We start from the raw sequence: 25384 nt of genomic DNA, 5'->3' as shown, positions 1-25384 counted from the left end.
CGCCTGACGGGCTGCCCCGGTTCGTACGGAGACGTACGGGCCGGGGCAGCCCCTTTTTCTGGGGCGGGCCGCCAGGGGTCAGACGCCGAGCGTGAGGCGGTCGCCGAGCCCTTCGCGGCCCCTGATGAGGTGCTCGGGGACTCCATGGACGAAGACCTCCAGCCCGGGCACCGCGTGGAGCGGTGTCAGATCGAGCCCGCCCTCCGCCGGTGACGGACTGCCGAGGTTGAGCATCCTCAGCGCGGGCAGCCCGGCGATCATCCTCAGATCGTCGGCGGAGATCCGCTGGGAGCTGATGCCCAGCGCCCACAGGGAACGGAATGCGGCCAGGGGGGCATAGCTCTCCAGGCCCGGGCAGTGGCCGATGTACATCTCGGTGACGCCGGGGCCGCAGGAGCGCAGAAAGGCGAGGTCGGTGAGGAGGCGGTTGCCGATCAGATCGAGCGACTCGCAGGTCCGCCCCGCGAGGGCGGCGGCCAGCTCGGCGGGCGGGAAGTCGTTGGTGAAGCTGAGGTGCGGTGTCCGCGGCAGCCTGCGCAGCAGGGGCAGTTGCTCGGGACGGGTCAGATACAGATAGACGCTGCTCAGATCGATCCGGAGCAGGACCTCCCGGAGGTACTCCTCGGTCGGGTAGTTGGCCCACTTGCGGGCCAGCGAGGCGGCCACCGATCCGGAGCCGGTGGAGGCCGCCAGACGCACCGCGTACGGAAGGGCGGCGGCGCCCCCGATCTCGCCGATCAGATCCGCCGTGCGGCCCAGATCGCCGGGCGCGAGGGTGCCGAAGTCGGGCAGCAGCGGCAGCACATCGGTGCCCAGCCGGGCCATGAGTCCCACGACGGCCGATTTGCGGGGCGGGAGGGCTCGTCGGATCGCGGTGTCGACCTTCTCCCGGGTTCCCTCGTCGAGATAGGCCGCGTGCTGGGCGCACAGCGCCGCCAGCGCGTGCAGCGACGTCCGGTCCATGCCCGCCGGTTCCGCGTCCCCCGCGGCCACCAGCCCCCCGACCAGCACGGGGAGTTCACGGCGGGAGCAGTGGCCGGCCGCCAGCAGGAGGACGTCGTGCCACTGCTCCTCGTGCGCGTGGCGGAGCAGCTCGTTCACCTGGTCCCCCTCCACGAACTCCTTGGCCGCCAGGAAGTCCTGGAACGTGCGGTGGGTGAACTGGAAGACGCCTTCCACCTGTTCCTGGAGGAGACCGCTGCGGTTGAGGAGATGGATCAGCACCTGCTCGATCGGGCCCTGTTCCCGGACGCGCGGCATGCCCCGCAGCGCCAGGGACAGCTGGTGGAGCGCCTGCTCACGGGTGAACTCGGTCTGGCCGCCCCGTACCAGCCACACCGCGATCCGCTGGAGGAGCTGCTGGTGTTCGTCGACCGTCATCGTGATGCCCTCGGGCGCGCCGATCGTGCGGCGCTTGTCGCGTTCACCGAGCAGCAGCTCCAGCGCGGAGCGGTACAGCGCCCAGCGGGTCGGGGGTAAGAAGCCCTCCCGCTTCCGGTGCAGCGCGCAGATGACGGCGCACAGCAGCGGGGTCCGGGCCAGATCCTCCAGGGTGTGGTTCCGGGTGAGCTGGCGGGCCAGATTCCGTTCCAGGGCGGTCAGGTCCTCCGGGTCCCCGCTGTCGAGCCGGGCCGCCGCGTGCCAGGCGGTGATGAACGCCTGGATGTCGTCCTGCCGCATCGGCAGGAGGCGTACCTCCTCGAAGTCCTCCGACTCCAGCCAGTCCTGGGCGACCGCGAGCGGGCGCACGGTCGCCACGCACCGGGTGCGGGGGAAGAGCTCCAGCAGGCTGGTCAGCCGCCGGCGGGCCTCTTCGCGCTCCTCCGGGGGGATCTCGTCCAGTCCGTCGACGAGCAGCAGCGCCCGCCCGGCCTCCAGGACCCGGCGCGCCCAGCCCCGGGGAGCCTCGCCGACCATCAGCCGGGACGCGGCGGGGAGCCGGTCGGGTCCGGGGAAGCCCCCGCCCTCGGCTCGCAGGGTGCGCAGGGGGACGACGAACGGCACCAGACCGTTGAGTTCGGCGAGACGGGAGTCGAGGGTGCCGGACGCGGCATGGGCGGCCAGCCACTTGACGAGCGTGGTCTTGCCCGCGCCAGCGTCCCCCCTGATCAGCAGTCGGGGGCGGGTGGCGAGCAGGGACTCGATGCGCTGGGGGGACGTCTTGCCGAGGGCGGCGGCCCGTCCGTCGCCCTCCTGCGGCACGGCCTCCAGGCTCATGTACGCGGTGTCCAGCTCCCAGGCGGAGTCCCGCGTGCTCAGCTCGTCGAGGCCGAAGATCCTGGTCCTGCGGTACTCGGTCGCCAGGGCCTCCGCGTACTCCTCCTCGTAGCGGGAGTCGTCGGGGTGGACGTGGGTGAGGCTCTCCAGCCGGGGCAGCCGCAGATGGCGGTGGTGCTCGTACCACTCGCGGACATCGGGGTGCGCGACCACCGAGCTGATGGGAACGCACTCCACCCGGTGGTGGTTGCGGCCGCGCGGCACCTCCCTGACGATGCCGAGCAGGGTGTCGCCCGCGTACACGGGAGCGCCGGAGAGACCGGCCAGGGGGGAGGTGCCGTCGGCGGGTTCGGCGGCGGGCGGGCGGTCGAACTCGAACACCATCGTGCGGCGGATGAGGCCCGCCAGCGGCAGGACGGTTCCGGTGTACTGGTCGACGTCGAGCTTCCGGCCGTCGTACCGCTGGATCCCGGGGAACCCGGTGATCACACAGTGCGGCAGGGGGCGTTCGGTCGCGACCGCGGCCATCCGGACGGATGTTTCCCGGGCCCGGGTTCCCACCACCCACACCTTGACGGGGGGTGCCGCGCTCTCGGGGAGCTGGAGCAGCGCCACATCGAGCCGTGCGTCGGACCAGACGACCTGGCAGAGCAGATTCCGCGCCGACCCGGGGATCGGCCCCGCCGTCACCACGCGGGCGTTGTGCCCGGAGCCGATCACATGGGCGCAGGTCAGCACGGTGCTCGGGGTGATGAACGCCCCGGTCCCCTGGCATCGTCCGAGGACCGCCACGACCCTCTCGGTGAGGGTCACGGGCGGCGGCGGGGACGAATTCACCGCGTTCCCGGATACGGGTCGTCCCCGCCGAAGTCGCTCGTATCGCCCTGGTCGTTATGGCCCACCAGCCAGGAGCCGCCCGTCCGGGCGTCCTTCGCCTTGAGGGTGAAGGCGACCCGGTGGGTGCGGCCGGTGGCGCGGCCCGTGTCCGCGCCGCCCTCCAGGACCCAGGCCCTCACCTTGCCGCCCGCCTTGGTCTCCTTGCGCAGCTCGACCGTGAACTCCATCTCGATGTCGCCCATTTCGAAGAGCACGGGACGGCCGGTCGCCCGGGTCGCGGCGTCGATGAGCTGGTCCCGGACGGATTCGATGGCGTCGGCGAGTTCGATGTCGGTGTCGGTGTCGCTCATGGCCCGGACCGTACCGAGCCACGGCCCGGTACGCGCGCGGTTCCGCGAACTTCGCGATTCCGGACGGACGGGGTGCGCGGCGGGCGCATACCGACGGGCGGCGGGCGCTCTCGCGCGCCGGGAGCGTGAGCCCTCCGCGGTGCCGTAACCCCGCCGGTCAGGGAACGGCCTCGATGCGCAGACGGCCTTCGAAGCGCTCGGCTCCCTGCACCCGCAGTCGGCTGCCCCGGGGGTGGGCGAGTTCGACGGTGAGGTCGGCGACACCGGACCAGGGGGCGAGATCGACGGTGTACGGCGGGTCGTGCTCGCCTTCGCTGACGCGCAGCTCCAGTCGGCGCAGGCCGGGGAAGACCCGTGCCAGCAGCGCGGTGTCGATCGCCTGCTCGATGCCGTCGAGCACCAGCTCGCCGATCCCGGGGGCACGGGCGGGCACGTCCGGGGGGAACCCGCCCAGCTGATGGAGTTCCAGGTGCCGGCAGGCGGTCATGCGTCCGACGGCCTCGACGAGCGAGGGGATGTGCAGAGGGGCCGCCCTGTTGAAGGCGACTTTCTCCACCGTGACCCAGCGGGCGAGTCCGTCGTACGGAAACCCGGTGCGGCCGACCAGCAGGAGCCGCCGGACCCGGGTGCGGGGCGTGGGCAGGGCCAGGAGGCGTGAGTCCAGGCCGAGCAGGGAGAAGGAGCGGTCGCTCAGCTCGTCGAGGGTGTTCAGCGCGGGGCAGTCGGCGAGTGCGAGATGGGAGATCGCGGGGCGGTTGCGGACGAAACCCAGGTCGGTGACCTTCTTGTTGCCGGTGAGCAGCAGACGTTCGAGTCCGTCGGCTGGCAGGCGGCCGTCGAGCCGGGGCGCGGTGTGGTCGCCGTGGACCCCGAGGGAGCGGACCGGCCCCAGGTGGCGCAGACCGCGGAGCTGTTCGTCGGTGTGGACCTCCAGGAGGACATCGTCGAGGCGGACCCGCGACAGCACGTCGCGGGCGTACTGCGCCGCCGGGAAGCCGCTCCAGGCGGCCAGGAGGGCCGTACGCACCCGGGGGTCGGCATGTCCGGTGAACGGCGCCAGCGCCTCCATGGCCGCCGCGTCCCCGATCTGCGCGATCATGTCGACGACCAGCTTGTCGCCGTCCGGGGAACCGTCCGAGGGGCCCGGCAGCAGGGGCAGCACATAGGTGCCGAGACCGGCCAGATCACGGACCTCCCGGGAGCTCCGCGGAGGCATCAGGGACCTGATCCGGCGTTCCGTCTCCTCCCGGACGCGGCCGTCGAGGAAGACGGCGGACGAAGCGCAGTGCGCGGCGAGGAGATGCAGCGCGCGGCCGTTCCCGGCGCCGTCCCCGAGGGCGCCGAGCCGGTCGACCAGCCGGCTGACCCGGCCGCGGTCGAAGTGGCCCGCCGACAGCCGGATGACGTCCTGCCACTGCTCGTCGGACGCCCGCTGCAGCAGCTCGCTCATGCTGTCGGTCTCCGCGAACTCCTTGGCGGCCAGATAGTCCTGGAAGGTGCGGTGGATGAACTGGACCGCCTCCCCGGTGTGCTGCTGGAGCAGTCCGCTGCGGTTCAGGAGGTGGGTCAGGATCTGCTCGGCACTGCCCTGTCGCCGCACCTGCGGCATGCCCTTGGCCGCCTTCGCGATCTGGGTGACGGCCTCGTCGGGGGTGAGCTGGGTGCGGCCGTTGCGGACGAGCCAGACGGCGAGGTGCTGGAGCAGCAGCTTGTGCTCCTCGATGCCGATCCTCAGCCCCTCGGGCGCGTCGATGCCCCGCCGCCGGTCCCGTTTGCCGAGCAGCATCTCCAGGGTCGCGTGGTACAGCTCCCAGCGGGTTCCGGGCAGTTCGCCCTCCCGCTTGCGGTGCAGTACGCAGATGACGGCGCACAGCAGGGGCGTACGGGCGAGATCGCGCAGGACCCTGTTGTGGGCGAACTCCCGGCCCAGCGCCCGCTCCAACTGGTCGAGGTGACGGGACTCCGCCTCGGCGCGTGCCGTGTCGGCGAGGGCCGCGTACTCCAGGCGGGCCGCGCTGTGCCAGGCGGTGACGAACGCGGCGATGTCGTTGTCGCTCATGGGGAGGAGCAGCAGTTCGGCGAAGCCCTCGGAGGCCAGCCAGCGGGACTCGACCGCGCCCGGCCGTACGGTCGCCAGACAGCGGCTGTCGCCGTACCGCCGGAGGAGGTCGGTCAGCCAGGTGCGGGCCTTGTGGCGGTCGGGCTTGTGCCGGTGGGTCTCGGGGAGTTCGTCGAGCCCGTCCACGAGCAGGAGTGCCCGCCCGGACTCCAGGACGCGTTCGGCCCAGCCGTCGGGCGGTCGGCCGACGGGGAGTTCGGCGACGCGCGGGAGTTCGTCGGGGCCGGGGAAGCGGTCGCCCCGGGTCTGGAGGCTGCGCATGGGGACGACGAACGGCACCAGGCCGTTGAGCTGGTCCAGTTCGGCGGGGAGGGTGCCGTTGGCCGCGTGGGAGGCGAGCCACCACACCAGGGTCGTCTTCCCGGCGCCCGCCTCGCCGCGCAGGAGGGCGCGGCGGCTGGTGCCGAGCAGTTCCTCCACCCGGCCGGGGCGGGGGACGGGCCGCGGTTCGAGGGGGGAGGAGAAGCCGGTCCGGACGCTGTCGCTGCCCAGCCGGGTGACTTCGAGGCTCAGATACGCGGTGTCCAGGTCCCAGCTCGCCTCGCTGATGCCCAGATCGTCGATGCCGAAGATCTCCGTCCTGCGGTACCGCACCTTGAGCGCGGCGGCGTACCGCTCCTCGAAGGCGGCGTCCCGCGGGTCGAATCGGGCGACGTTCTCCAGGGGCGGCAGCCCGAGGGCCGCGTCGCCGTGGGGTCCGTGGTTCGTCAACGCGGAGATCATGGGCTCGTGGACCGCCCTCAGCGGTACGGCCTCCAGCTGCTGGTGGCCCTCCGTGCCGCGCACCGTCGACACGATCCCCAACAGCACGGACCCGGCGAAGACCGGGGACCCGGACAGCCCGTCGAGGGGTGAGGCCCCGCCGGGCGGTACGGCGCCGGGGGAGCGGTCCAGCCAGAAGGTGAGCGCGCCCCGCACCCGGCCGGCGACCGGCAGCACACTGCCCGTGTACTGGCCGAAGTCGAGCTTGGCGCCGCCGTAGCGCTGCTGGCCGGGGAAGCCCATGGTCTGGCAGCCGGGCAGCGGATCGTCCCTGGTCGGGCGTCCCCAGCGGAGCCGGCCCAGCCGGGCGGGGGGAATCACCTCCGCCTCGGCGTACAGCAGGGCCGCGTCGATGCCCTGTGCCGCGCCGCTCCACACCACCCGGCACGGGACGCGGTGGGAGAGGGCGAGATGGGAGATCTCGGTCGTCCACTCCCGGTTGTCCAGGACATGTGCGCAGGTCAGAACGTATCTCGGGCTGATCAGAACGCCGGTGCCCTGTTGCTGCCCGTGGACCGCTACGACCCGCATCGAGGCGCTGCTCCGCATGGTTCCCACCCCCGTCACCGACTCCGAGATTAGTGGCGCGGACCACAATCGCGTTCCCGAAACGGTGACAAGGCACACAGGCCTTTTCGGCCTTACTAGCCGGAATAGGAGCGCTGTTCGGCCTTGTACGGGGACCCCCCGAACGGGGCCCGCCGGGACTTTGGTCCCTCCGGGTGGCGAAGGGGACCGATCCGGGTTCCAGGGCTCCCACGGCGGGCTCCTACGCCACTCGTACATGCGGTTAAACCTGTTTCCGAGGAGAAAATCCGGCGGGTCTTTCGCAAGTCGCTCGTTCATGGTCAAAAGGTGTCAAGAGCCTGATTCACGGCGCTCTGGCTACGACGTAATGTCGTAGATGGGGTATTTGAGGCGAAGTGCGGGGGTCGGTTACCAAGGGATGGCCAACCCACCCCGGCGCAAATTCCTGTGCCGGGCCCCTTTGTGCCCGGAGGCTTTTCTCATATGTCGCGCGTCACTTCCGCTCGTCCCCGCTCGTCCGTTCTCCGTACCCGTGCCGCCGTCGTCGTGGCCGGACTGGGAGCAACGGCCGTGCTCGGAACCGGGGCCGCGTTCGCCGCTGAGACCGGTACGTCGGCGGCCGCCACGTCCACCGTCGCGATGAGCCCGGCCGCGGCCGTCGCCGCCCAGGCGACCGCCCAGTCCCAGGCCGCCGCCGCCACGAAGGCCGCGGAGGCCCAGGCCGCCGCCACCGCCAAGGCCGCCACCGCCAAGCAGGCCGCCGCGAAGAAGGCGGCCGCCAAGAAGGCCGCCGCGCCGTCCTGGACCAAGCCGGTCAGCAGCTACGTCCTGAGCGCCACCTACGGCAAGGCCGGCAACATGTGGACGAGCAACCACTCCGGCCAGGACTTCGCCGTGCCCACCGGCACCCCGGTCAAGTCCGTGGGCGCGGGCACCGTGGTGAAGGCGGGCCCCAACGGCGCCGGTGACGGCCCCGCGTACGGCAACGCCGTCGTCGTCAAGCACAACAACGGCAAGTACTCCCAGTACGCGCACCTCTCCAGCGTCAACGTCGTGCCCGGCCAGATAGTCAAGGCCGGCCAGCAGATCGCCCTGTCCGGCAACACCGGCAACTCCAGCGGTCCCCACCTGCACTTCGAGATCCGTACGACCCCGAACTACGGCAGCTCCGTCAACCCGGTCTCCTTCCTGCGTTCGGTCGGCGTCACGATCTGACCCGTGCGATCCGACGCCCCCCGTGCGATCCGGCAGTGAGCCCGCACGGGCCCGGCGCGCACGGACCACGCTCACGGCCCCCGGTGTGTTCACACACGCCGGGGGCCGTTGTCAGTGGCGTGTGCCAGCATCGGACACGTGGACAGGACGAGTCCGGCGCGCCTCGCCCGCCTGCGGCAGCTGCGCCTCGCCAAGGACGCGATGGACCGCGACTGGGCCGAGCCGCTCGACCTGGACGCGGTCGCGGCGCACGCGGGGTATTCGCGCTATCACTTCGTGCGGTCGTTCAAGGCGGAGTACGGGTGCACGCCCGGCCGGTATCTGTCCCGCAGACGCATCGAGCGGGCCGAGGAGCTGCTGCGGTCGGCGGATCTGTCCGTCACCGAGATCTGCGCGCTGGTGGGCTTCAGCAGCCTGGGCACCTTCTCCTCCCGGTTCAAGCGCCGGACCGGGCTCACCCCGAGCGAGTACCGGGCCCGGTACGTGGGCCGGGGAACCGCGCTGATACCGGGGTGTTACGCGCTGCTGTGGGCGGGCGGCTTCCCCGGCCGGGACCGCCCGCCGCCTGCTGCGGGCGGTCCCGCGCCTGCCCGGGGTTCCGGTGCCGTACCTGCCCGGGAGCCCGGTTCCGGCCCGGCGCCTGCTGCGGGCGGTCCCGCGCCTGCCCGCGGCTCCGGGGCCGCGCCGGGCCCCGCTTCCGCTGAGCCCCGCAATTCCGAAGAAGCGGACTGAGCGGGCCGGTGGCTACGTTGGCGGGGCAAGCAGGAACGCCGTCAGCAGGGAGCACGCCATGATCAAGGGCCTGGGCATCGCCACCGTCTGGACGCTCGACCAGGAGCGGACCAAGAACTTCTTCAAGGACAAGCTCGGCTTCGAGATCCGTTCGGACCTGTCCATGGGCGACACGTGCTGGGTGACCGTCGGTGCCAAGGACCAGCCCGATGTGGACCTGGCGCTGATGAGCCTCGACGGCCCCGTCATGGACCCCGACTCGGCCGAGGCGCTGAAAGCCCTGGTCAGCAAGGGTATCCTGGGCGCGGCCGTATTCCGTACGGATGACTGCCGCGGGGACTACGAGACCTTCAGGGCCAGGGGGGTGGAGTTCGTCCAGGAGCCGAAGGAGCGTCCGTACGGCATCGAGGCGATCTTCCGCGACGACAACGGCAACTGGTACTCGCTGACCGAGCGCAACGAGGAGCTGGACCTCTCCAAGGACTGGGCGAACTAGCTCGCCGTAGCCCCGCGGGTCCCGGCCCGGGCCGAAGCCCTCCCGGCCCCGGCTCCGGGGCCGTGGTCCCGGCCCCGGTCGGCCCCGGGCCGGGCCCGGAGCCCTTCGGCCCGGCCCTGTAGGCACCCGGCCCGGGCCGACCCCGGCGGTGTCGGCCGGTTCCTCACCGGGCTCGGGGGTGCCGCCGACCGTCGACCAGCGGCCGTGGTCGGCCCGTCTGCCGAGCGGCACCCGGCCGCCGTCGTCGAAGACGACCGCGCTGATGCCCGGGCGCCCTCCCGCTGTCCCTGGCTCCCGGGCGCCCGGCTCCCGCGCGGCTGTGGTTCCGGCGGCCGCGCTCCAGGAGCCCCGGCCCCGGGCCGTGGCCCCGGCCCGGGGCCGGCGGTCGTCTTCCGCTCACCCCGTCTTCCGCTCATCCCGGTGGCCGGATTCCGCGCGGCCATGGTCCCGGCCCCGGCCCGGTGGCGGGTCCGTGTCCGGGGTCTCAGGGCTCCTGCGTCAGCGCCGGAAAGCTCCCCGTGCTCGTCGGCGCGTGCTCCGGCAGCCAGAGCACCGCGATCGCGCCCCCGGTCACACCCGGCGGCGCCGTGCCCTGCGGCGCGGCGTTGCGGAAGGTGAGCCGGGCGCCGAGCACCCGGGCCTGGCCCGCCGCGATCGTCAGACCGAGCCCGTGGCCCGTGCCCGCGCGGTCGCTCGCGCCCGTACGGAACCGGCTCGGGCCGTCCCGCAGCAGTGCCTCCGGGAAGCCGGGCCCGTGGTCCCGCACCCGTACCACCCGGCCCTCGACCGTGACCTCGATCGGCGTCCCGCCGTGCCTGGCGGCATTGGTCAGCAGATTGAGCAGGATGCGTTCGAGCCGCCGGGGGTCCGTGCTGACCCAGGACTCGTGGACCACCTGGACGTCCACCTCGGGGTTGAGCACGGCGATACGGCGGCTGACGAACTCGCCGAGCGCGATCTCCTGAAGCTCCGCCCGCTCCGACGCGCTGTCGAGCCTGGCCACCTCCAGCACGTCCTCGACCAGCGTCCGCATCGCCTGCGCCCGGTCCCGTACCAGCTCGGACGGCCGCCCCGGCGGCAGCAGCTCGGCGGCCGTGAGCAGCCCGGTCACCGGCGTCCGCAGTTCGTGCGCGATGTCGGCCGTGACCCGGCGTTCCGCCTCGATGCGCTCGTGCAGCGCGTCGGTGAGCGCGTCCACGGCGCGCGCCAGCTCGTCCGTCTCGTCCTGGACGACCCCGCCGATCGCGTCCCGGACCCGTACCTCCGTATGGCCCTCCGCGACCTTGGCCGCCGCCGTCGCGGCCTTGCGCAGCCGGCGCGAGAGCTGCCCGCCGATCAGCACCCCGAGCGCGCAGCCGCCGAAGACCACCGACACCGAGCCGATGATCAGCGCCCGGTCGAGGTCCTGGAGGATGGTGGCACTGCGCCCGGCGAACCGGGAGTGCAGCGAGAGCACCTCCCCGTCGGAGAGCGGGACCGCGGCCCAGATCTCGGGCGGGCCGCCCCCGGCGTCCTGCACGAAGGTGCCGCGCCGCTTCTCCTTCATCAGCCGCTTGAGCTCGGCCGGCAGCGCCGGGTCGTTGATCTTGGTGTTGAACCGGGGGTCCTTGCCCTTGGCCGTCTCGTACCAGCGCTGTGCCAGCAGGACGCGTTCCATCTGCACATCGCGCGCGTTGTCGAGCATCGACACCTGGGCGGCGTTGTGCACGACCAGGCTCAGGGCCATCGCGATGAGCGCGCCGACGAGCGCGATGGCGATGCTGATCTTCCACCGGACGCCCGTGCGCACGGCCAGGCGCCTGGTCCTGCGGGGCCCCGCAGGGACGGCGCCGGGCGCCCGGCGGCCACCGCGGAGCTTCGCGGCGTAGGGCTTCATCCGCAGGTCGCCCGGCGACCACTTACCTGGGGCCTTCATGCCTTGAGCTTGTAACCGAAGCCGCGGACCGTCTCGATCCGGTCCTGGCCGATCTTGGTGCGCAGCCGCTGGACATGCACGTCCACCACCCGGGTGTCGCCGCCCCAGCCGTAGTCCCACACCCGCTCCAGGAGCTTGTCACGGGACAGAACCGTGCCCGGGGCGGACGAGAACTCCAGCAGCAGCCGCATCTCCGTCGGGGTCAGCGCTACCGGCACACCCCCCTTGCGCACCTCCATGCCCTCCGTGTCGACCTCCAGATCGCCGAAGGTGAGCAGAGCGCCGTGCGGCCCCTGCCCCTGGAGCGCGGCTTCCCCGCCGCCCGCGTGGCCGAAGCGGCGCAGGACCGCGCGGATACGGGCCACCAGCACCGCGCCGTCGAACGGCTTGGTCACATAGTCGTCGGCCCCCGCCTCCAGGCCGAGCACGACATCGATCGAGTCGGCGCGCGCCGACAGCATGATCACGGGCACCGTCGACTCGTCCCGGATGCGCCGGCACAGGCTCACCCCGTCGAGTCCGGGCACCATCACATCGAGGAGCGCGATGTCCGGGCGGTTCGCGCGGAACGCCTCCAGCCCCAGCAGCCCGTCCGGCATCGCGGTGACCATGAATCCCTGGCGCTCCAGCGCCAGCTGGGTCGCCTCCCGGATGACATCGTCGTCCTCGACGAACAGGACATGGGTCTCGGCCATCCGTGCCCTCAGTTCTTTCTCGGCAGCGGCGGTTCGGCCGGTACGGTCTCGGTCCCCGGCTCGCTCTCCGGCGGGAAGAACACGTCGCCCTCCTGGGACGCGCCTCCCCGGTACTTGTTCCACACCCAGTGGATCCGGCTGAACTTGCCGGTCGACCAGCGGTAGGTGGTCACTTCCTCACCGGACGGCTCGGCCACCGGATCCTCCTCGTCGTACACCTGCTTGGTGACGACCAGATCGCCCCGGTCGATCGCCGCGAAGACCGCGGGCTCCTCGGAGGCGAAGACGTTCTCGTAGCGCTCGCCGTTGGCCCGGTAGACGTACGTGCCGATGCCGACCGCTTCTCCGCAGGTCATCAGGTTGACCACCACATCGGGGTCGGTCCCGCCGGTGAGATTCCCGAAGGAGGTGTCCACCGGGAACTCGGCCCCGACACACGGCTTCAGCGTTGCCTTGATCTCCTTGCTGACCTTGGGATCGCTCCGGAGCAGCCGGATGGGGTCGATCCTCTGGGCCATCGTCGCCGGGTCACCGCCGGAGGCGACGGGCGGCGGCGCGGCGCCCGGCTTCTGGCTGTCGGCCTGTGCCGCGCCCTCGTCCTGGACGCCCGTGCCGCCCGCCGAGCAGGAGGCCGTGAACAGCCCGAAGACGGCGAGCCCGGCCATCGCCGTGTAACCCGCCGCCCTCGTCGTTCTGACGCGTCTGCCTCTCAGGCCGCGCACCGCTCCTGCCCCCGTCCGTCCCGCCCGCCGTACTCCTCGGCCGTGCACCGCCGTATCCCGCCCCGCGCTTCGGCGCGGACGGCCGGCGCCCCGCCGTCGGCCTCCCGCTCCGCGGCCCGGTACTCCAGCGCCCGGCTCTCCAGCTCCTGACGGAGCCGGGCGAGCGCCCGGTGCAGGGTGCTCTTCACCGTACCCGCCGACATCCCCAGCGCGGCAGCCGTCTCCTCGGTGCTCATCTGCTCCCAGTGCCGCAGGACCACGACACTGCGCTGCTTGGGCGCCAGCACCTTCAGCGCGTCCATCAGCAGCGCGCGGTCCGCGCGCTGGTCACTGCCGTCGTCGACGGACGCGTCGGGCAACTGCTCGGTGGGAACCTCTTCGAGCCTGCGCGAGCGCCACCACTCCGTACGCGTGTTGATCATCACGCGGCGCAGATAGGCGTCGGCGAGCGACTTGTCGGCTATGCCGTCCCAGCGGCCGTAGGTGCGGACCAGGGCGGTCTGCAGCAGGTCCTGGGCGTCGACCGGGTCGGGGACGAGCCGCCGGGCGCTGCGCAGCAGGGCCTCCTGCCGGTTGCGTACGTACTCCTCGAAGCCGAGCACCTCGCCGTGCGCCATGCCAACCGCCTCCACCCCGTGTCGTGCACTGTGTGCCACCGCGCGATGTTGTCGCGCTTCCCCGTCCTGGTACGCCACTGAAGTTACGGAGCGGTTGTCACGGGCCTGTGCTGCGCAGCCGTCGGCGGACGCACGGCCATCCATCGGTTGTGTAACAGCTGATGTTTCGGAGGTGGTGGGGCGGGGAACCGGAGGCGGCCGGGACGGGTGCCCGGGAGGACCGCGGGACACGATGTCCCGGAGGGGTCGCGGTGTCTGGGGGGCCTGCGGGTCCGCAGGTCTGCGGGCGTGGTGGAGGAACGGCGGAGGTACGGAGGGGGCGTGGGCGGGTCCGGACGGTACCGGTCGGCCCCGTGCCCGGGAGGGGCCGGCGGCCCGGGCGTCTGGCACCGTCCGGTCGAGCCGGGACCGTCCGGTGGGGCCGGTGGCCCGGTTGAGGCCGGCACCGTCCGGTTCGGCGGGCGGCACCGGCCCGGCGTCGGCGGCGGCCGGGGGCTTCGGCCGGGCGCCTCAGCCGGGCAGCCGGTACAGCCCGCCGTCCAGCGGCTCCACCAGACCGTCCGCGACCAGCCCGTCCAGCGCGCGCGCCCGCTGCACCGGCTCGTGCCAGACCGCGTCCAGCGCCGACTGCGGCACCGGCCCCTCGGCCTCGCGGAGGACGGCAAGCAGCTTGCCGCGCACCTGACGGTCGGTCCCGGCGTACGTCTGACCACGCCGGGCCGCGCCCTGGTGCGCGGGCTTCCCCGACAGCCGCCAGGCGCACTGGGCCGCGATGGGGCAGCGCCCGCAGTCCTCGTTGCGCGCGGTGCACACCAGCGCGCCCAGCTCCATGGAGGCCGCCGCCCAGCGGGCCGCGGTGGCGTCGTCCTCGGGGAGCAGCGAGCGGGCCAGCTTGCGCTCGGCCGCGGTCGTCGCCGTCGGCGGGTACTGGATCCCGGCGGCGGCCCGCGCGAACACCCGGCGCACGTTCGTGTCGAGCACGGCGTGCCGCTGTCCGTACGCGAAGGACGCCACCGCCGCGGCCGTGTACTCCCCGATCCCGGGCAGCGCGAGCAGCTGCGCGTGATCGCGGGGCACATCACCGCCGTGCCGCTCCGTTATCGCCTGCGCGGCCCCGTGCAGCCGCAGGGCCCGGCGCGGATAGCCGAGGCGGCCCCAGGCACGGACGGCCTCGCCCGACGCCTCGGCCGCGAGACCGGCGGGCCGGGGCCAGCGGGCGAGCCACTGTTCGTACACGGGGAGCACCCGGCTGACGGGGGTCTGCTGGAGCATGAACTCGCTGACCATCACCCCCCAGGCGCCCGCCTCGGGGCGCCGCCAGGGCAGATCGCGGGCGTGCTCGTCGAACCAGGCGATGACGGGGGCGTGGAGGGACACGGCGCGGGCGGCGGTGGGGTCCGCGGCTTCACCGGAGGGGGCTGTCGTGGTGTCAGTCATGGCTCCACGATCCTGGCACGTGACGAGGAGCGGTCGCCGCATTCGCCCCGGGCCATGGGCTAAGCGGCGGAGGGTGTTCCGGCCGTCTGGCTCAGCGCCCGTCCCCCGAGCCGGGGGGCGTCGTGATCAGCCCCTCCGGCGTTCGGGGAGCGCGGTCCGGGGCGGAGCCTCGCAGGTGGGCGGCCCGGTCGAGGGGGGCGCCTCGGCCCGTGGCGCGACCGGGGACGGAGCCCCCGCCGGGGCGATCGAGGGGTCACGCCTCCCACCCCCGGCGCGGCGCCATCCGCCTCAGCCGTGCCGCGCCCCGGTCCGGACCGGGACCTCCACCGGACCCGGCCCGGCGAACCACCGCACCACCCCCGTGCCGCTCGTGCGCACCGTCGTGAACAGCGCTCCCGCCGGCCCGGTCAGCACCGTCGTGAACACCGCCGCGACGACCCCGCCCAGCACGAGCCCCACCATCACGTCGTGCGGGTAGTGCACCCCGACGAAGACCCGCGAGAACGCCATCAGAAGCGCCATCGGCACCGTGAGCAGCCAGATCCTCGGCCAGGCCATCGCGAGCGCCACCGCCGCGGCCCCGGCTATCGACGCGTGATTGCTGGGGAAGGACCAGTCCCCGGTCGGCGGGCAGGCCACCAGGGACGCCGCCGCGTCCGTGACCGTACGGCAGGGGCGCTCCTCGTCGAACACCGTTTTGAGCAGCTCGCTGACGACGTATCCGGCCGCGGTCGCGAGGGGGGCGAGCACGGCCACGGCTATCGCGCGCGAACTTCTCCCGCGCGCCCGCCACCAGGCCATGACGAACAGCGCCCCGAAGAGCAGAAGTCCCGCCTCGGTCCAGAGTTCGGCCGCATGCTGAACCCAGGAAGGCATGTCGTGGGCGAAGTCGGTGATGTCGCGGTAGAGCCCGCTGGTGATGCTGCTGTCCATGGTCACGGACCGTACCCGGTGGGCCGGATCGGTGACCCGCAGCGATCGGCCAGGGCTTCCCCCGACAAAAGTAGGGGGTCGGTATCGGCCACCCGTGATGATGATCCGCAGAACTTGCGAAGTAGGCGGCGGGTGGGACAGGAGTTGGCCGCGATCTCTCGTAGAGTTTGACGCGTGGGATCTCTGCGCAATCCGATCGGGCCGCTCCCCTCCTCCATCTACTGGCGACGGAGGGCAGTCGCGCTGTCTCTGGTCGCGCTCCTCGTCGTGCTGGTCGCCTGGGCGGTCGGTTCGGGCGGGGGTGGAGGCGACAAGGGCGACGGCGCCAACGGCGCCGGAAAGCCCGCGCCTTCGATCACACCGGGCCCCTCCCAGTCGGGCCCCGCCATCAGCGAGCAGCCGGGCGGCCGCGAAGACGGCGGCGCCGGCAACGGCGGAGGCGGCTCCGCGGGTACGGGCGGCGGCGCGGGCACCGGTACGGGGGGCGACGCATCCGGCGGCGGCCATGGCTCCGGCGGTGCGGGCGCGGGCGCCGGCGGCACCGTCGCCAGACAGCTCCCCGCCGACTCCAGCCTCCCCAACTGCCCTTCGAGCGCGCTGAAGGTGGAACTGGAAAGCGTCAAGACCGCGTACAAGCCGGGGGAGAAGCCGATGTTCCGGCTGATCGCCACCAACTCCTCGGCGACGACGTGCAAGGCGGACTTCCGCCCCAAGGAGGCGGTGCTCAGCATCACCGACTCCGACGCGGACGAGGTGTGGTCGTCGGAGGACTGCCCGAGTGATCCGGAGCGGGCGCTGGTGGAGGTCCCGGCGCACTCGACGATCAGCTACAGCGTCGCCTGGGACCGCCGGCAGAGCGCGCCCCGGTGCGCCACCCCGCCCGCCGCGAGCGCGTCGGCCGGGACGTATCTCGTGGAGGCCAGCATCTCCGGCGTGACGGTGGATCAGGCGACGTTCCGCCTGGAGAAGGACTGACCCGCCCGGGACGCGCTGAGAAGGACGAGAGGGACCGGAGAAGACCCAGGGGCCGGGGAGCACTGAGCAGGGCTGAGGCGGCCGGGAGGGCCTGAGCAGGGCTCAGGGCCACCGGAACGGGCAGGGGCCGGGACGCACCGGGACGTACTCGGAACGCCGGAGCCGGGTCCGGGGAAACCGGCGGCCGCCGGACCGCATCCGGCCCCGGCCGCTACACGTACCGTTCGAGGATCGACGACTCCGCGAGCCGGGACAGCCCCTCCCGTACGCTCCTGGCCCGCGCCTCGCCCACACCGTCGACGGTCTGGAGGTCGTCGACGCTCGCGGCGAGCAGCTTCTGCAGCCCGCCGAAGTGCTCGACGAGCCGCTCGATGATCGCGCCGGGCAGCCGCGGCACCTTCGCCAGCAGCCGGTAACCGCGCGGCGACACCGCCGAGTCGAGGGTCTCGGGCGAGCCGCTGTAGCCCAGCGCCCTTGCCACGATGGGCAGTTCCAGCAGCTCGGCATGGGTGAGGGCGTCCAGCTCGAACAGCGCCTCGTCGACCGTACGGGACCGCTGGGGGCCCCTTCCCGGCGCGGCTCTGGGGGAGGTCGGCTCGGGCACGTAGTCCCGGACGACCAGCTCCCGCTCGGGCTCCACGCCCGCGATCAACTCGTCCAGCTGGAGGGAGAGAAGCCGCCCGTCGGTGCCCAACTCCACGACGTACTCGGCGATCTCGGTCGCGATACGGCGGACCATCTCCAGCCGCTGCGCGACGGCCGTGACGTCCCGGACCGTGACCAGGTCCTCGATCTCCAGCGCGGAGAGCGTGCCCGCGACCTCGTCGAGACGGAGCTTGTACCGCTCCAGGGTGGCGAGGGCCTGGTTGGCGCGGGAGAGGATCGCGGCCGACTCCTCCAGCACCCGGCGCTCCCCGTCCACGTACAGCGCGATCAGCCGCATCGACTGGGAGACGGAGACGACCGGGAAGCCGCACTGCCGGGAGACCCGGTCCGCCGTACGGTGCCGGGTGCCGGTCTCCTCGGTGGGGATCGACGCGTCGGGCACGAGCTGGACCCCGGCCCGGAGGATCTTGGTGATGTCCTTGTCGAGGATGAGCGCGCCGTCCAGCTTGCACAGCTCGCGCAGCCGGGTCGCGGTGAACTCCACGTCCAGCACGAAACCGCCCGTGCACATCGACTCGACGGTCTTGTCCATCCCGAGAACGATCAGTCCTCCGGTGTTCCCGCGGAGGATGCGCTCCAGGCCGTCGCGCAGCCCGGTGCCGGGCGCGACGGCGCTGAGGGCGGCGCGGATCAGTCCTTCGTTGCCGGAGCCCGCGCCGGACTTTCCGGGTGCTGGTGCCCGGTCGTTGGCTGCCACTGCACTCCTCCGGCTCGTACGGATGGGCGAGACCAGGGCAAAGTCTACCGGCGAGCGTCGTCGTCCCGTGGGGCGTCCGCGCGCTCCCGGCGCCCGGTACCGCCCGCGGCCCGCTTCGGGGCACTCCAGGGGGCCTCTTCCGGAGGCACTTCCGCCGCCCGCTTCCGGCCGCGCGGCAGCACTCCGAGAGCCTCTCCCATGTCGGCCACCTCCAGCACCTTCATCCCCGCCGGCACCTTGCCCGGATCGGGCGGGACGAGCGCGTGGGTGAAGCCCAGCCGGTGGGCCTCCGCCAGCCTGCGCTGGACGCCGGTGACCCTTCTGACCTCGCCCGCGAGGCCGACCTCCCCGATCGCGACAAGATTCTTCGGCAGCGGGGTGTCGCTGGCCGCCGACGCCAGCGCGAGCGCGATCGCCAGGTCGGCGGCGGGCTCGGAGAGCTTCACCCCGCCCACGGTGGCGCTGTAGATGTCCCTTTTGCCCAGGGCGGTGATCCGGCCGCGCTGCTCCAGCACCGCGAGCATCATCGACACCCGCGAGGTCTCCAGGCCGGAGGTGGTGCGCCGGGGCGAGGGAATCTGCGAATCGACCGTCAGCGCCTGCACCTCGGCGACCAGGGGCCGCCGCCCCTCCAGGGTCACCGTCAGACAGGTGCCCGGCACGGGCGCGTCCCTGCGGGTGAGGAAGAGCCCCGAGGGGTCGGTGAGTCCGGTGATGCCCTCGTCGTGCAGTTCGAAGCAGCCGACCTCGTCCGTCGCCCCGTAACGGTTCTTGACCCCTCGTACGAGACGGAGGCGCGCGTGCCGGTCGCCCTCGAAGTGGAGGACCACGTCCACCAGGTGCTCCAGCAGCCGGGGTCCGGCGATCGCGCCGTCCTTGGTGACATGGCCGACGAGGAGCGTGGACATCCCGCGCTCCTTGGAGGCGCGGATCAGCGCGCCCGCCACCTCGCGGACCTGGGCCATGCCGCCGGGCGCGCCGTCGATCTCCGGGGACGCGACCGTCTGCACGGAGTCGAGGATCAGCAGTGACGGCTTGACCGCGTCCAAGTGCCCGAGAACGGCGGACAGATCGGTCTCGGCGGCCAGATACAGATGGTCGTGGACCGCGCTGATCCGGTCGGCGCGCAGCCGGACCTGGCTCGCGGACTCCTCGCCCGTCACGTACAGCGTGCGGTGGTCGTCGCTCGACGCCTTCGCGGCGACGTCCAGCAGCAGGGTGGACTTGCCCACGCCCGGCTCGCCCGCCAGCAGCACGACGGCACCCGGCACGAGCCCGCCGCCGAGCACCCGGTCCAGCTCGCCCACGCCGGTGGACCGAGCGGTGGCCTGCCGCACGTCGACCTGCCCGATCGGCACGGCGGCGGTGGACACCCGCCCCGCGGCGGTGGTCCGCACCGCGGGCGCGCCGTACTCCTCGACCGTCCCCCACGCCTGGCACTCGGGGCAGCGGCCGAGCCACTTGGCGGTGGTCCAGCCGCACTCGGTGCAGCGGTAGGACGGCCGGTCCTTCGCGGATTTCGTACGGGCAGCCATGCGCAAACCGTAGCGGGGACCACTGACAGCGTGATCCCCGCGGCCGGGACCGCCCGGCGGCGGCGAACGGACGGAGAACCGATAAAGGGCGATGAAGGGCGATGAAGGGCGATGAAGGGCGGGAAAGGGCGGGAAAGGGCGGGAAAGTGCCGGGGGAAGTGGGGGCAAGGGGCCCGGAAGGGGTCGGAATCGACGATTCCTGTCCCCCTTCGAGCGATCTGTTCACCCGTAAGAATTAAAAGACTTCAAGCAGTGAGAACGGGGTCCGCTCCTGCGCCTACGGTCGCCGGGTGACCAGCAGCAGGCCGAACCCGTCCACCCGCACCCCCGGCGCGCACCGGGCGCTCCGGCGCGCCCCCCACCCGGCGCCTCAGCAGCCGCCCGCGCGCTACGAGCCGTATCTCGACGGCCTGTTCACGTACTGCCTCTCCGTGCTCTGCGACCACGACGCCGCCACCGGGCTCCTCGGGGAGGTCCTCGCCATCGCCGAACGGCACCACGGCCGCGGCCCCGCGGAGGGCCCCGGGCTCAAGGCGTGGCTGTACGCGCTCGCCCGGTGGGCGTGCCGGCGCCGGCTGGCCGAGCAGCGGCGCGGCCGGCAGGGGGCGCACACCGGCAGGCCCGTCGTCTCCGAGGAACGCCCCCGCGTCTCCGAGGAGACCGCCGAGCGCCGGCGCGCGGAACTGGCCCTCCTGGCGTGGCCCGAAGCCGCCGGTACGTCCCCGGAACAGCGCGAGGCCCTGGAACTCGCCGTACGCCACGGGCTCGGCCGCCGGGAGGTCGCCGCCGTCCTCGGTCTGGACGCGGTCGCCGCCCGTGACCTGCTGGCCGCCGCCGCGTGCGAGGTCGAGCGCACCCGGGCGGCGCTCGCCGTCGTCCGGACCGGTCGCTGCCCGGCCGTCGCCCGCCTCACCGGTGACAACCGCGTCCTGCTCTCCGCCGCCCTGCGCACCGAACTCGTCCGGCACGTCGACGACTGCCCCCTGTGCCGCCGCGCCGCCGAGCGCGCCGGGGCGGGCGGCCCCTGGCCGGGCTCCGCCCCGGCCACCCCCGCGGCGCTCCCGCTGGTCAGGGCACCGCGCTCCGCCGCGTACGTCGCGATGCTGCACGTCCCGCGCGCCCGCGCCGCCGCCCCGCGCTTCGGTCCCGGCGGCTTTCCGCTCGACCCCAAGGACCACGCGGCCCGGCGCGACCGGATGCGCGCGCGGGCCCTGACGACGACGGTGGTCGCGACGGTGGTGGCCGCGCCCGTACTCGCCCTGTGGGCGGCGTACCGCGGGGCACCGCTGACGGGGGAGGCACGGGACGACGGCCCCTCCGTCAGCGCGACCGACACCGGGGGCGAGGGCCTGGAGGGCGAGCCCTACGACCACTACGAGAACGCGGGCAGCTCCCATGTGGAACCCGGCCGCTCCCCCGGGCCTCCCGGCTCCCCCGGCGTCTCTGTCGAGGTCGTCGGCACTGCCCCGGGCACCCCGGGGCATCCCGGACAGCAGGGCCCCGGCCGCCTCACGGTCACCGCGGAACCCGCCGGGGGTATGACCCGAATCACCCTCACCGCGTCCGGCAGCGCCCCGGTCTCCTGGTCCACCCACGCGAACGCCCCCTGGCTCCGGCTGAGCCGGACCTCGGGCGTCCTGCGCCCCGGCGAGTCCGCCACGGTCCACGTCACGGTGGACCGGTCGCGCGAGCCAGAGGGCGCGTGGCGGGCCAGGGTGGGCGTGCACCCGTCGGGCGCGGTCGTCGTGATCGAGGGCCGCGGCTCGTCCCGGCCGCCCACGCGTCCGCCGTCCGGCCCGCAGGAGCCGTCGTCGCCCCCGACCGACCCGCCCACGGACCCCACGCCCTCACCGACCGACCCGCCCTCGTCACCGCCCCCCTCGCCGGAGCCCCCGTCCCCGTCGCCGTCCGAGGAGGCCCCTCCGCCCTCCTGAGCGGTTCCTTCCGGCGGGCCCGACGGGGGCCGTGCCCAGATCCGCGGCACGGCGCCGCGCTACGGCGCCCGCCCGTCCCGCCGCGGCCGCGCGTTCCCCGCTTCCGGTTGGGCGCCCGCGTTTTCGGTTAGGAGTCCGCCGGGTGCGGCGCCAGCAGCGGGAGCTGGGACTTCAGGCGCGCCTCGCACAGCTCCACCAGGACGTCGTACGCCTCCTTGCCCATCAGCTCCGTCAGCTCGGGCCGGTAGGTCACGTACACCGGCTCCCCGGCGCCGTGCGCCGAGGTCGCCGAGGTGCACCACCAGTGCAGATCGTGCCCGCCCGGACCCCAGCCCCGCCGGTCGTACTCCCCGATGGAGATCTGGAGGACCTTGGTGTCGTCGGGCCGCTCGATCCAGTCGTACGTCCGGCGTACGGGCAGCTGCCAGCACACGTCCGGCTTCGTCTCCAGCGGCTCACGCCCCTCCCGCAGCGCCAGGATGTGCAGCGAGCACCCCGCGCCCGCGGGGAAACCGGGCCGGTTCTGGAAGATGCAGGAGCCCTTCCAGCGCCGGGTCTGGCGCTCGGCCTCCCCGTCCTCGCCGGTGGACTCCTCGGTCCAGCCCGACTCCGTCCCCACGTCGTGGAACTGCCACAGCTCCGGCGTGAGCCGGGCCACATGTCCGGCGACCCGTTTCTCATCGTCCTCATCGGAGAAGTGCGCACCCAGGGTGCAGCACCCGTCGTCCGCCCGGCCGGCCTCGATCCCCTGGCAGCCACTGCCGAAAATGCAGGTCCAGCGGGATGTCAGCCAGGTCAGGTCGCAGCGGAAGACCTGTTCGTCGTCCGTGGGGTCGGGAAATTCCACCCACGCGCGGGGGAAGTCCAGGCCCTTCTCGTCGCCCTGGACCCGTTCCGGGATCTGCTCCGAGCGCTCGGCTTTGCCCGGCTTCGCCTTTTTCGTCTTTGGCACAGGCCCAGCGTATGTCCGCGACAGCAGTAGCGTTCGTTCTCATGAGACTCGGAGTCCTCGACGTCGGTTCGAACACGGTGCACCTGCTGGTGGTGGACGCGCACCCCGGCGCCCGCCCCCTGCCCGCCCACTCGCACAAGGCGGAATTGCGCCTCGCCGAACTTCTCGACGAGGACGGCGCCATCGGCCCCGCGGGCGTCGACCGGCTGGTGGCCACCATCCAGCGCGCGGTGCAGGCGGCCGAGGACCAGGGCTGCGAGCAGGTCATCAGCTTCGCGACCTCCGCCGTACGGGAGGCCACCAACGCCGACAAGGTGCTCGCCCGGGTCCAGGCCGAGACCGAGGTCCACCTCCAGGTGCTGACCGGCGCCGAGGAGGCCCGGCTCACCTTCCTCGCGGCCCGCCGCTGGTTCGGCTGGTCCGCCGGACGGCTGCTGGTCATCGACATCGGCGGCGGCTCGCTGGAGATCGCGTACGGGATCGACGAGGAACCCGACGCCGCGGTGTCGCTCCCGCTCGGGGCGGGGCGGCTGACCGCCGGAATGCTGCCGGGGGACCCGCCGGACGCGGAGGCCGTACGGGCGCTGCGCCGGCACGTCCGGGCCGAGATCGCCCGTACGGTCGGCGAGTTCAGCCGGTTCGGCAAGCCCGACCACATCGTGGCGACCTCGAAGACGTTCAAACAGCTGGCGCGGATCGCCGGAGCGGCGCGCGAGTCGGACGGGCTGTACGTGCAGCGTGAACTGAGTCGTAAATCACTTCAGGAGTGGCTGCCGAAGCTCGCCGAGATGACGGCCGAGCAGCGCGCCGGGCTCCCCGGGGTGTCCCCGGGCCGCGCCCAGCAGCTGCTGGCGGGCGCGCTGGTCGCGGAGGGCGCGATGGATCTGTTCGGGGCGCATGCGCTGGAGATCTGCCCCTGGGCGCTGCGCGAAGGCGTGATCCTGCGCCGCCTGGACCACCTGCCCGCGGACTGACACGGTCCGGGGCCGCCGCTCAGGGTCCGGAAGCCGCCACTCCCGGTGCCGGGCCGCCGCTCACGGTGCGGAGGGGAGTGGCCGGGGCGGCTGCCCGCGGGCTGCCTGTGGGGCGCGTCGGGCCCGGGTCCGGGCGGTCGTACGTCCGCGGCCGAGTGCCCGCCGCCGCTGCGGGACCCGGACCGGGCCGGACCCCGCCGACCCCCGGGATCCGGACCGGCCCCGGCCCCCGGGCCCGGCCCGACGCCCGACCGGACCAGGCCCCGACGGCTCCTCACCGCGCCCCTCGCCACCGTTTCCCGGACCGGCCGCGGCCACCGAGCCGCTCTCGGCCACCCGCCCCGCCAACCAGCCGTCGCACCACGCCGACCCGCCCTCGGCCCGTACGCTGTGTCCCGTGGCAGAAGCGGTAGGAGCGGCAGAACCAGCGGTACGCATCCCGGATGCGAAGGTCGTCCTGTCCACGGCCTCGGTCTATCCGGAATCGACGGCGACCGCCTTCGAGATCGCGGCGCGCCTCGGGTACGACGGCGTCGAGGTCATGGTCTGGACCGACCCCGTCAGTCAGGACATCGAGGCCCTGCGCCGGCTCTCCGACTACCACGGCGTCCCGGTCCACGCCGTCCACGCACCCTGTCTCCTGATCACCCAGCGTGTCTGGTCCACCGACCCGTGGGTGAAGCTCCAGCGCGCCCGGGCGGCGGCCGAGAAACTGGGCGCGTCCACGGTTGTCGTCCATCCGCCGTTCCGCTGGCAGCGGCAGTACGCCCGGGACTTCGTCGGCGGCATCTGGCGGATGGCGGACGAGACCGATGTCCGGTTCGCCGTCGAGAACATGTACCCGTGGCGCTACCGGGACCGCGAGATGCTCGCGTACGCCCCCGAGTGGGACGTCACCAAGGACGACTACCGCCACTTCACGATCGACCTCTCGCACACCGCGACCTCCCGCACCGACACCATGGCGATGGTGGACCGCATGGGCGACCGGCTCGGGCATGTGCACCTCGCCGACGGCAAGGGTTCCGCGAAGGACGAGCACCTGGTGCCCGGCCGGGGGGACCAGCCCTGCGCCGAGCTGCTGGAACGTCTCGCCCGCCGGGGCTTCGACGGCCATGTCGTCGTCGAGGTCAACACCCGCCGTGCCATGTCCGCCGCCGAGCGCGAGGCCGACCTCGCGGAGGCGCTCGCCTTCACCCGGCTGCATCTGGCCTCGTCGGCGCGCGCGGACGTACGGGGAGCACGCCGCGGATGACGGACGGCACCACCCCCCGGCGGCGCGGCCGCCCGGCCCGCAAGGAGGCGGCCGAGGGCCCGGGCGCTCGGGACCGCATCCTCCTCGCGGCCCGCAAGGAGTTCGCCGAGCGCGGCTACGACAAGACGACGATGCGCGGGATCGCCCGTGCGGCGGGTGTGGACGCGGCGCTCGTCCATCACTACTTCGGGACCAAGGACGAGGTCTTCGCCGCCGCGATCGAGCTCTCCTTCGAACCGGTACTCGTCCTCCCGGCGATCCTGGGGGAGAGCAAGGACGGCATCGGCGAACGGCTCGCCCGCTACTTCATCGGCGTGTGGGAGAACCCCGTCTCCCGCGCCCCCCTGCTGGCCATCGTCCGGTCGGCGCTCACCCATGAGGCGGCGGCCACCGTGCTGCGGGGCTTTGTGCTGCGGCGGCTGCTGGAGCGGATCGCGGCGGACCTCGACGTCCCGAACCCGAGGTTCCGCGCGGAGCTGGCGGCCTCCCAGATGATCGGCATCGCGATCCTGCGCTATGTGATCAGGGTCGAGCCGCTGGCCTCGGCGGACCCGGAGGAGATCGTGTCGATGGTGGCGCCCACGCTCCAGCGCTATCTGACGGAGCCCTGAGCATCCGACGGAGCCCTGCGCGCCGAGCCCTGATCCCTGACGGAGCCCTGATCCCTGACGAGGCCGGTGGCCCCGGCCGGGGCGGGACCCGCGTGCCGTACGGGGTCGCCCGGCCCCGCGGTGAGGGATCCGGCCCGGCGGAGCGCCGCACGTGACGCGGTCCGGGGCCGTACGCTGGTGGACCGGCCTCCGGGCCGGGCGACGCCTGGC

Annotated in this window: 20 protein-coding genes and 1 pseudogene; 8 read left to right on the top strand and 13 right to left on the bottom strand. The window is 73.2% G+C overall.

Features of this window, described 5'->3' with window-relative positions; genetic code table 11:
* Window positions 1–78 precede the first annotated feature (78 nt).
* The 3 genes from ACFYT4_RS30510 to ACFYT4_RS30500 all read right to left on the bottom strand — a co-directional run bounded on the left by ACFYT4_RS30510 (window position 79) and on the right by ACFYT4_RS30500 (window position 6834).
* Complete coding sequence (locus tag ACFYT4_RS30510) at window positions 79–3054, bottom strand: NACHT domain-containing protein (protein ID WP_389276135.1); 2976 nt, start codon at window positions 3052–3054, stop codon at window positions 79–81.
* Window positions 3051–3404 (bottom strand): trypco2 family protein, encoded by a 354-nt coding sequence (locus tag ACFYT4_RS30505; protein WP_389276133.1) that lies wholly within the window; start codon window positions 3402–3404, stop codon window positions 3051–3053. Before ACFYT4_RS30505 ends, ACFYT4_RS30510 begins: the two co-directional genes overlap by 4 nt.
* Before the next feature lie 157 nt (window positions 3405–3561).
* Window positions 3562–6834, bottom strand: coding sequence for an NACHT domain-containing protein (locus tag ACFYT4_RS30500; RefSeq protein ID WP_389276130.1), 3273 nt, complete (start codon window positions 6832–6834; stop codon window positions 3562–3564).
* A 462-nt stretch (window positions 6835–7296) separates the two neighbouring features.
* Between ACFYT4_RS30500 and ACFYT4_RS30495 the strand changes: the two genes are divergently transcribed.
* From ACFYT4_RS30495 to ACFYT4_RS30485, 3 genes are all read left to right on the top strand, one after another.
* The gene (locus ACFYT4_RS30495) at window positions 7297–8028 is read left to right on the top strand and encodes a M23 family metallopeptidase (RefSeq protein ID WP_389276127.1); all 732 of its coding nucleotides are present in this window, start codon (window positions 7297–7299) and stop codon (window positions 8026–8028) included.
* A 201-nt stretch (window positions 8029–8229) separates the two neighbouring features.
* A complete protein-coding gene (locus ACFYT4_RS30490; RefSeq protein ID WP_389276216.1) occupies window positions 8230–8760 on the top strand; it encodes a helix-turn-helix transcriptional regulator in 531 nt (176 codons plus the stop codon).
* A gap of 58 nt (window positions 8761–8818) precedes the next feature.
* Window positions 8819–9256, top strand: coding sequence for a VOC family protein (locus tag ACFYT4_RS30485; protein WP_389276124.1), 438 nt, complete (start codon window positions 8819–8821; stop codon window positions 9254–9256).
* A 144-nt stretch (window positions 9257–9400) separates the two neighbouring features.
* Here the strand turns inward: ACFYT4_RS30485 and ACFYT4_RS30480 are convergent.
* The 7 genes and pseudogenes from ACFYT4_RS30480 to ACFYT4_RS30450 all read right to left on the bottom strand — a co-directional run.
* Window positions 9401–9526 (bottom strand): annotated as a pseudogene (locus ACFYT4_RS30480) (NUDIX domain-containing protein); the annotation flags it as partial.
* Window positions 9527–9740: 214 nt separating this feature from the next.
* A complete protein-coding gene (gene cseC, locus ACFYT4_RS30475; protein WP_389276213.1) occupies window positions 9741–11279 on the bottom strand; it encodes a two-component system sensor histidine kinase CseC in 1539 nt (512 codons plus the stop codon).
* Window positions 11168–11866, bottom strand: a complete 699-nt coding sequence (gene cseB / locus ACFYT4_RS30470) for a two-component system response regulator CseB (protein ID WP_389276121.1) — start codon at window positions 11864–11866, stop codon at window positions 11168–11170. Before cseB ends, cseC begins: the two co-directional genes overlap by 112 nt.
* Window positions 11867–11874: 8 nt before the next feature.
* On the bottom strand, window positions 11875–12588 hold the full coding sequence (locus ACFYT4_RS30465; RefSeq protein WP_389276118.1) for a hypothetical protein: 714 nt from the start codon (window positions 12586–12588) through the stop codon (window positions 11875–11877).
* Window positions 12576–13205 carry a SigE family RNA polymerase sigma factor gene (locus ACFYT4_RS30460; RefSeq protein ID WP_389276115.1) on the bottom strand — a complete coding sequence of 210 codons (630 nt, stop codon included), beginning with the start codon at window positions 13203–13205 and terminating at the stop codon, window positions 12576–12578. Before ACFYT4_RS30460 ends, ACFYT4_RS30465 begins: the two co-directional genes overlap by 13 nt.
* A gap of 510 nt (window positions 13206–13715) precedes the next feature.
* The gene (locus tag ACFYT4_RS30455; RefSeq protein ID WP_389276112.1) at window positions 13716–14642 is read right to left on the bottom strand and encodes an A/G-specific adenine glycosylase; all 927 of its coding nucleotides are present in this window, start codon (window positions 14640–14642) and stop codon (window positions 13716–13718) included.
* 288 nt (window positions 14643–14930) lie between these two features.
* A complete protein-coding gene (locus ACFYT4_RS30450; protein WP_389276109.1) occupies window positions 14931–15575 on the bottom strand; it encodes a phosphatase PAP2 family protein in 645 nt (214 codons plus the stop codon).
* A 174-nt stretch (window positions 15576–15749) separates the two neighbouring features.
* Between ACFYT4_RS30450 and ACFYT4_RS30445 the strand changes: the two genes are divergently transcribed.
* Complete coding sequence (locus ACFYT4_RS30445; RefSeq protein ID WP_389276106.1) at window positions 15750–16550, top strand: hypothetical protein; 801 nt, start codon at window positions 15750–15752, stop codon at window positions 16548–16550.
* Between the two features lie 211 nt (window positions 16551–16761).
* Here ACFYT4_RS30445 and disA read toward each other — a convergent pair whose 3' ends face one another.
* Together disA and radA are read right to left on the bottom strand one after the other, a co-directional pair.
* On the bottom strand, window positions 16762–17913 hold the full coding sequence (gene disA / locus ACFYT4_RS30440; protein WP_389276103.1) for a DNA integrity scanning diadenylate cyclase DisA: 1152 nt from the start codon (window positions 17911–17913) through the stop codon (window positions 16762–16764).
* Window positions 17914–17957: 44 nt separating this feature from the next.
* Window positions 17958–19448, bottom strand: a complete 1491-nt coding sequence (gene radA / locus ACFYT4_RS30435; RefSeq protein ID WP_389276100.1) for a DNA repair protein RadA — start codon at window positions 19446–19448, stop codon at window positions 17958–17960.
* 290 nt (window positions 19449–19738) lie between these two features.
* On the opposite strand from radA, the gene ACFYT4_RS30430 reads away from it, so the two are divergent.
* Window positions 19739–21382, top strand: a complete 1644-nt coding sequence (locus ACFYT4_RS30430; protein WP_389276097.1) for a hypothetical protein — start codon at window positions 19739–19741, stop codon at window positions 21380–21382.
* A 127-nt stretch (window positions 21383–21509) separates the two neighbouring features.
* On the opposite strand, the gene ACFYT4_RS30425 is transcribed toward ACFYT4_RS30430, so the two are convergent.
* Window positions 21510–22334 carry a hypothetical protein gene (locus ACFYT4_RS30425; RefSeq protein ID WP_389276094.1) on the bottom strand — a complete coding sequence of 275 codons (825 nt, stop codon included), beginning with the start codon at window positions 22332–22334 and terminating at the stop codon, window positions 21510–21512.
* A gap of 41 nt (window positions 22335–22375) precedes the next feature.
* On the opposite strand from ACFYT4_RS30425, the gene ACFYT4_RS30420 reads away from it, so the two are divergent.
* The 3 genes from ACFYT4_RS30420 (at window position 22376) to ACFYT4_RS30410 (ending at window position 25174) form a co-directional block, all read left to right on the top strand.
* Window positions 22376–23308, top strand: a complete 933-nt coding sequence (locus ACFYT4_RS30420; protein WP_389276092.1) for a Ppx/GppA family phosphatase — start codon at window positions 22376–22378, stop codon at window positions 23306–23308.
* A gap of 397 nt (window positions 23309–23705) precedes the next feature.
* Window positions 23706–24563: a sugar phosphate isomerase/epimerase family protein gene (locus ACFYT4_RS30415; protein ID WP_389276089.1), complete on the top strand. Its 858-nt coding sequence runs from the start codon at window positions 23706–23708 to the stop codon at window positions 24561–24563.
* Window positions 24560–25174, top strand: a complete 615-nt coding sequence (locus ACFYT4_RS30410; RefSeq protein WP_389276086.1) for a TetR family transcriptional regulator — start codon at window positions 24560–24562, stop codon at window positions 25172–25174. The genes ACFYT4_RS30415 and ACFYT4_RS30410 overlap by 4 nt, the downstream gene beginning before the upstream one ends.
* The last annotated feature ends 210 nt before the right edge of the window (window positions 25175–25384 follow it).

This window comes from Streptomyces sp. NPDC004609 (assembly GCF_042873655.1).
In the GTDB taxonomy this organism is placed as follows: Bacteria; Actinomycetota; Actinomycetes; order Streptomycetales; family Streptomycetaceae; genus Streptomyces.
The sequence above is the reverse complement of the archived record's forward strand: the minus strand, read 5'-3'. Positions and strand labels throughout refer to the sequence as shown.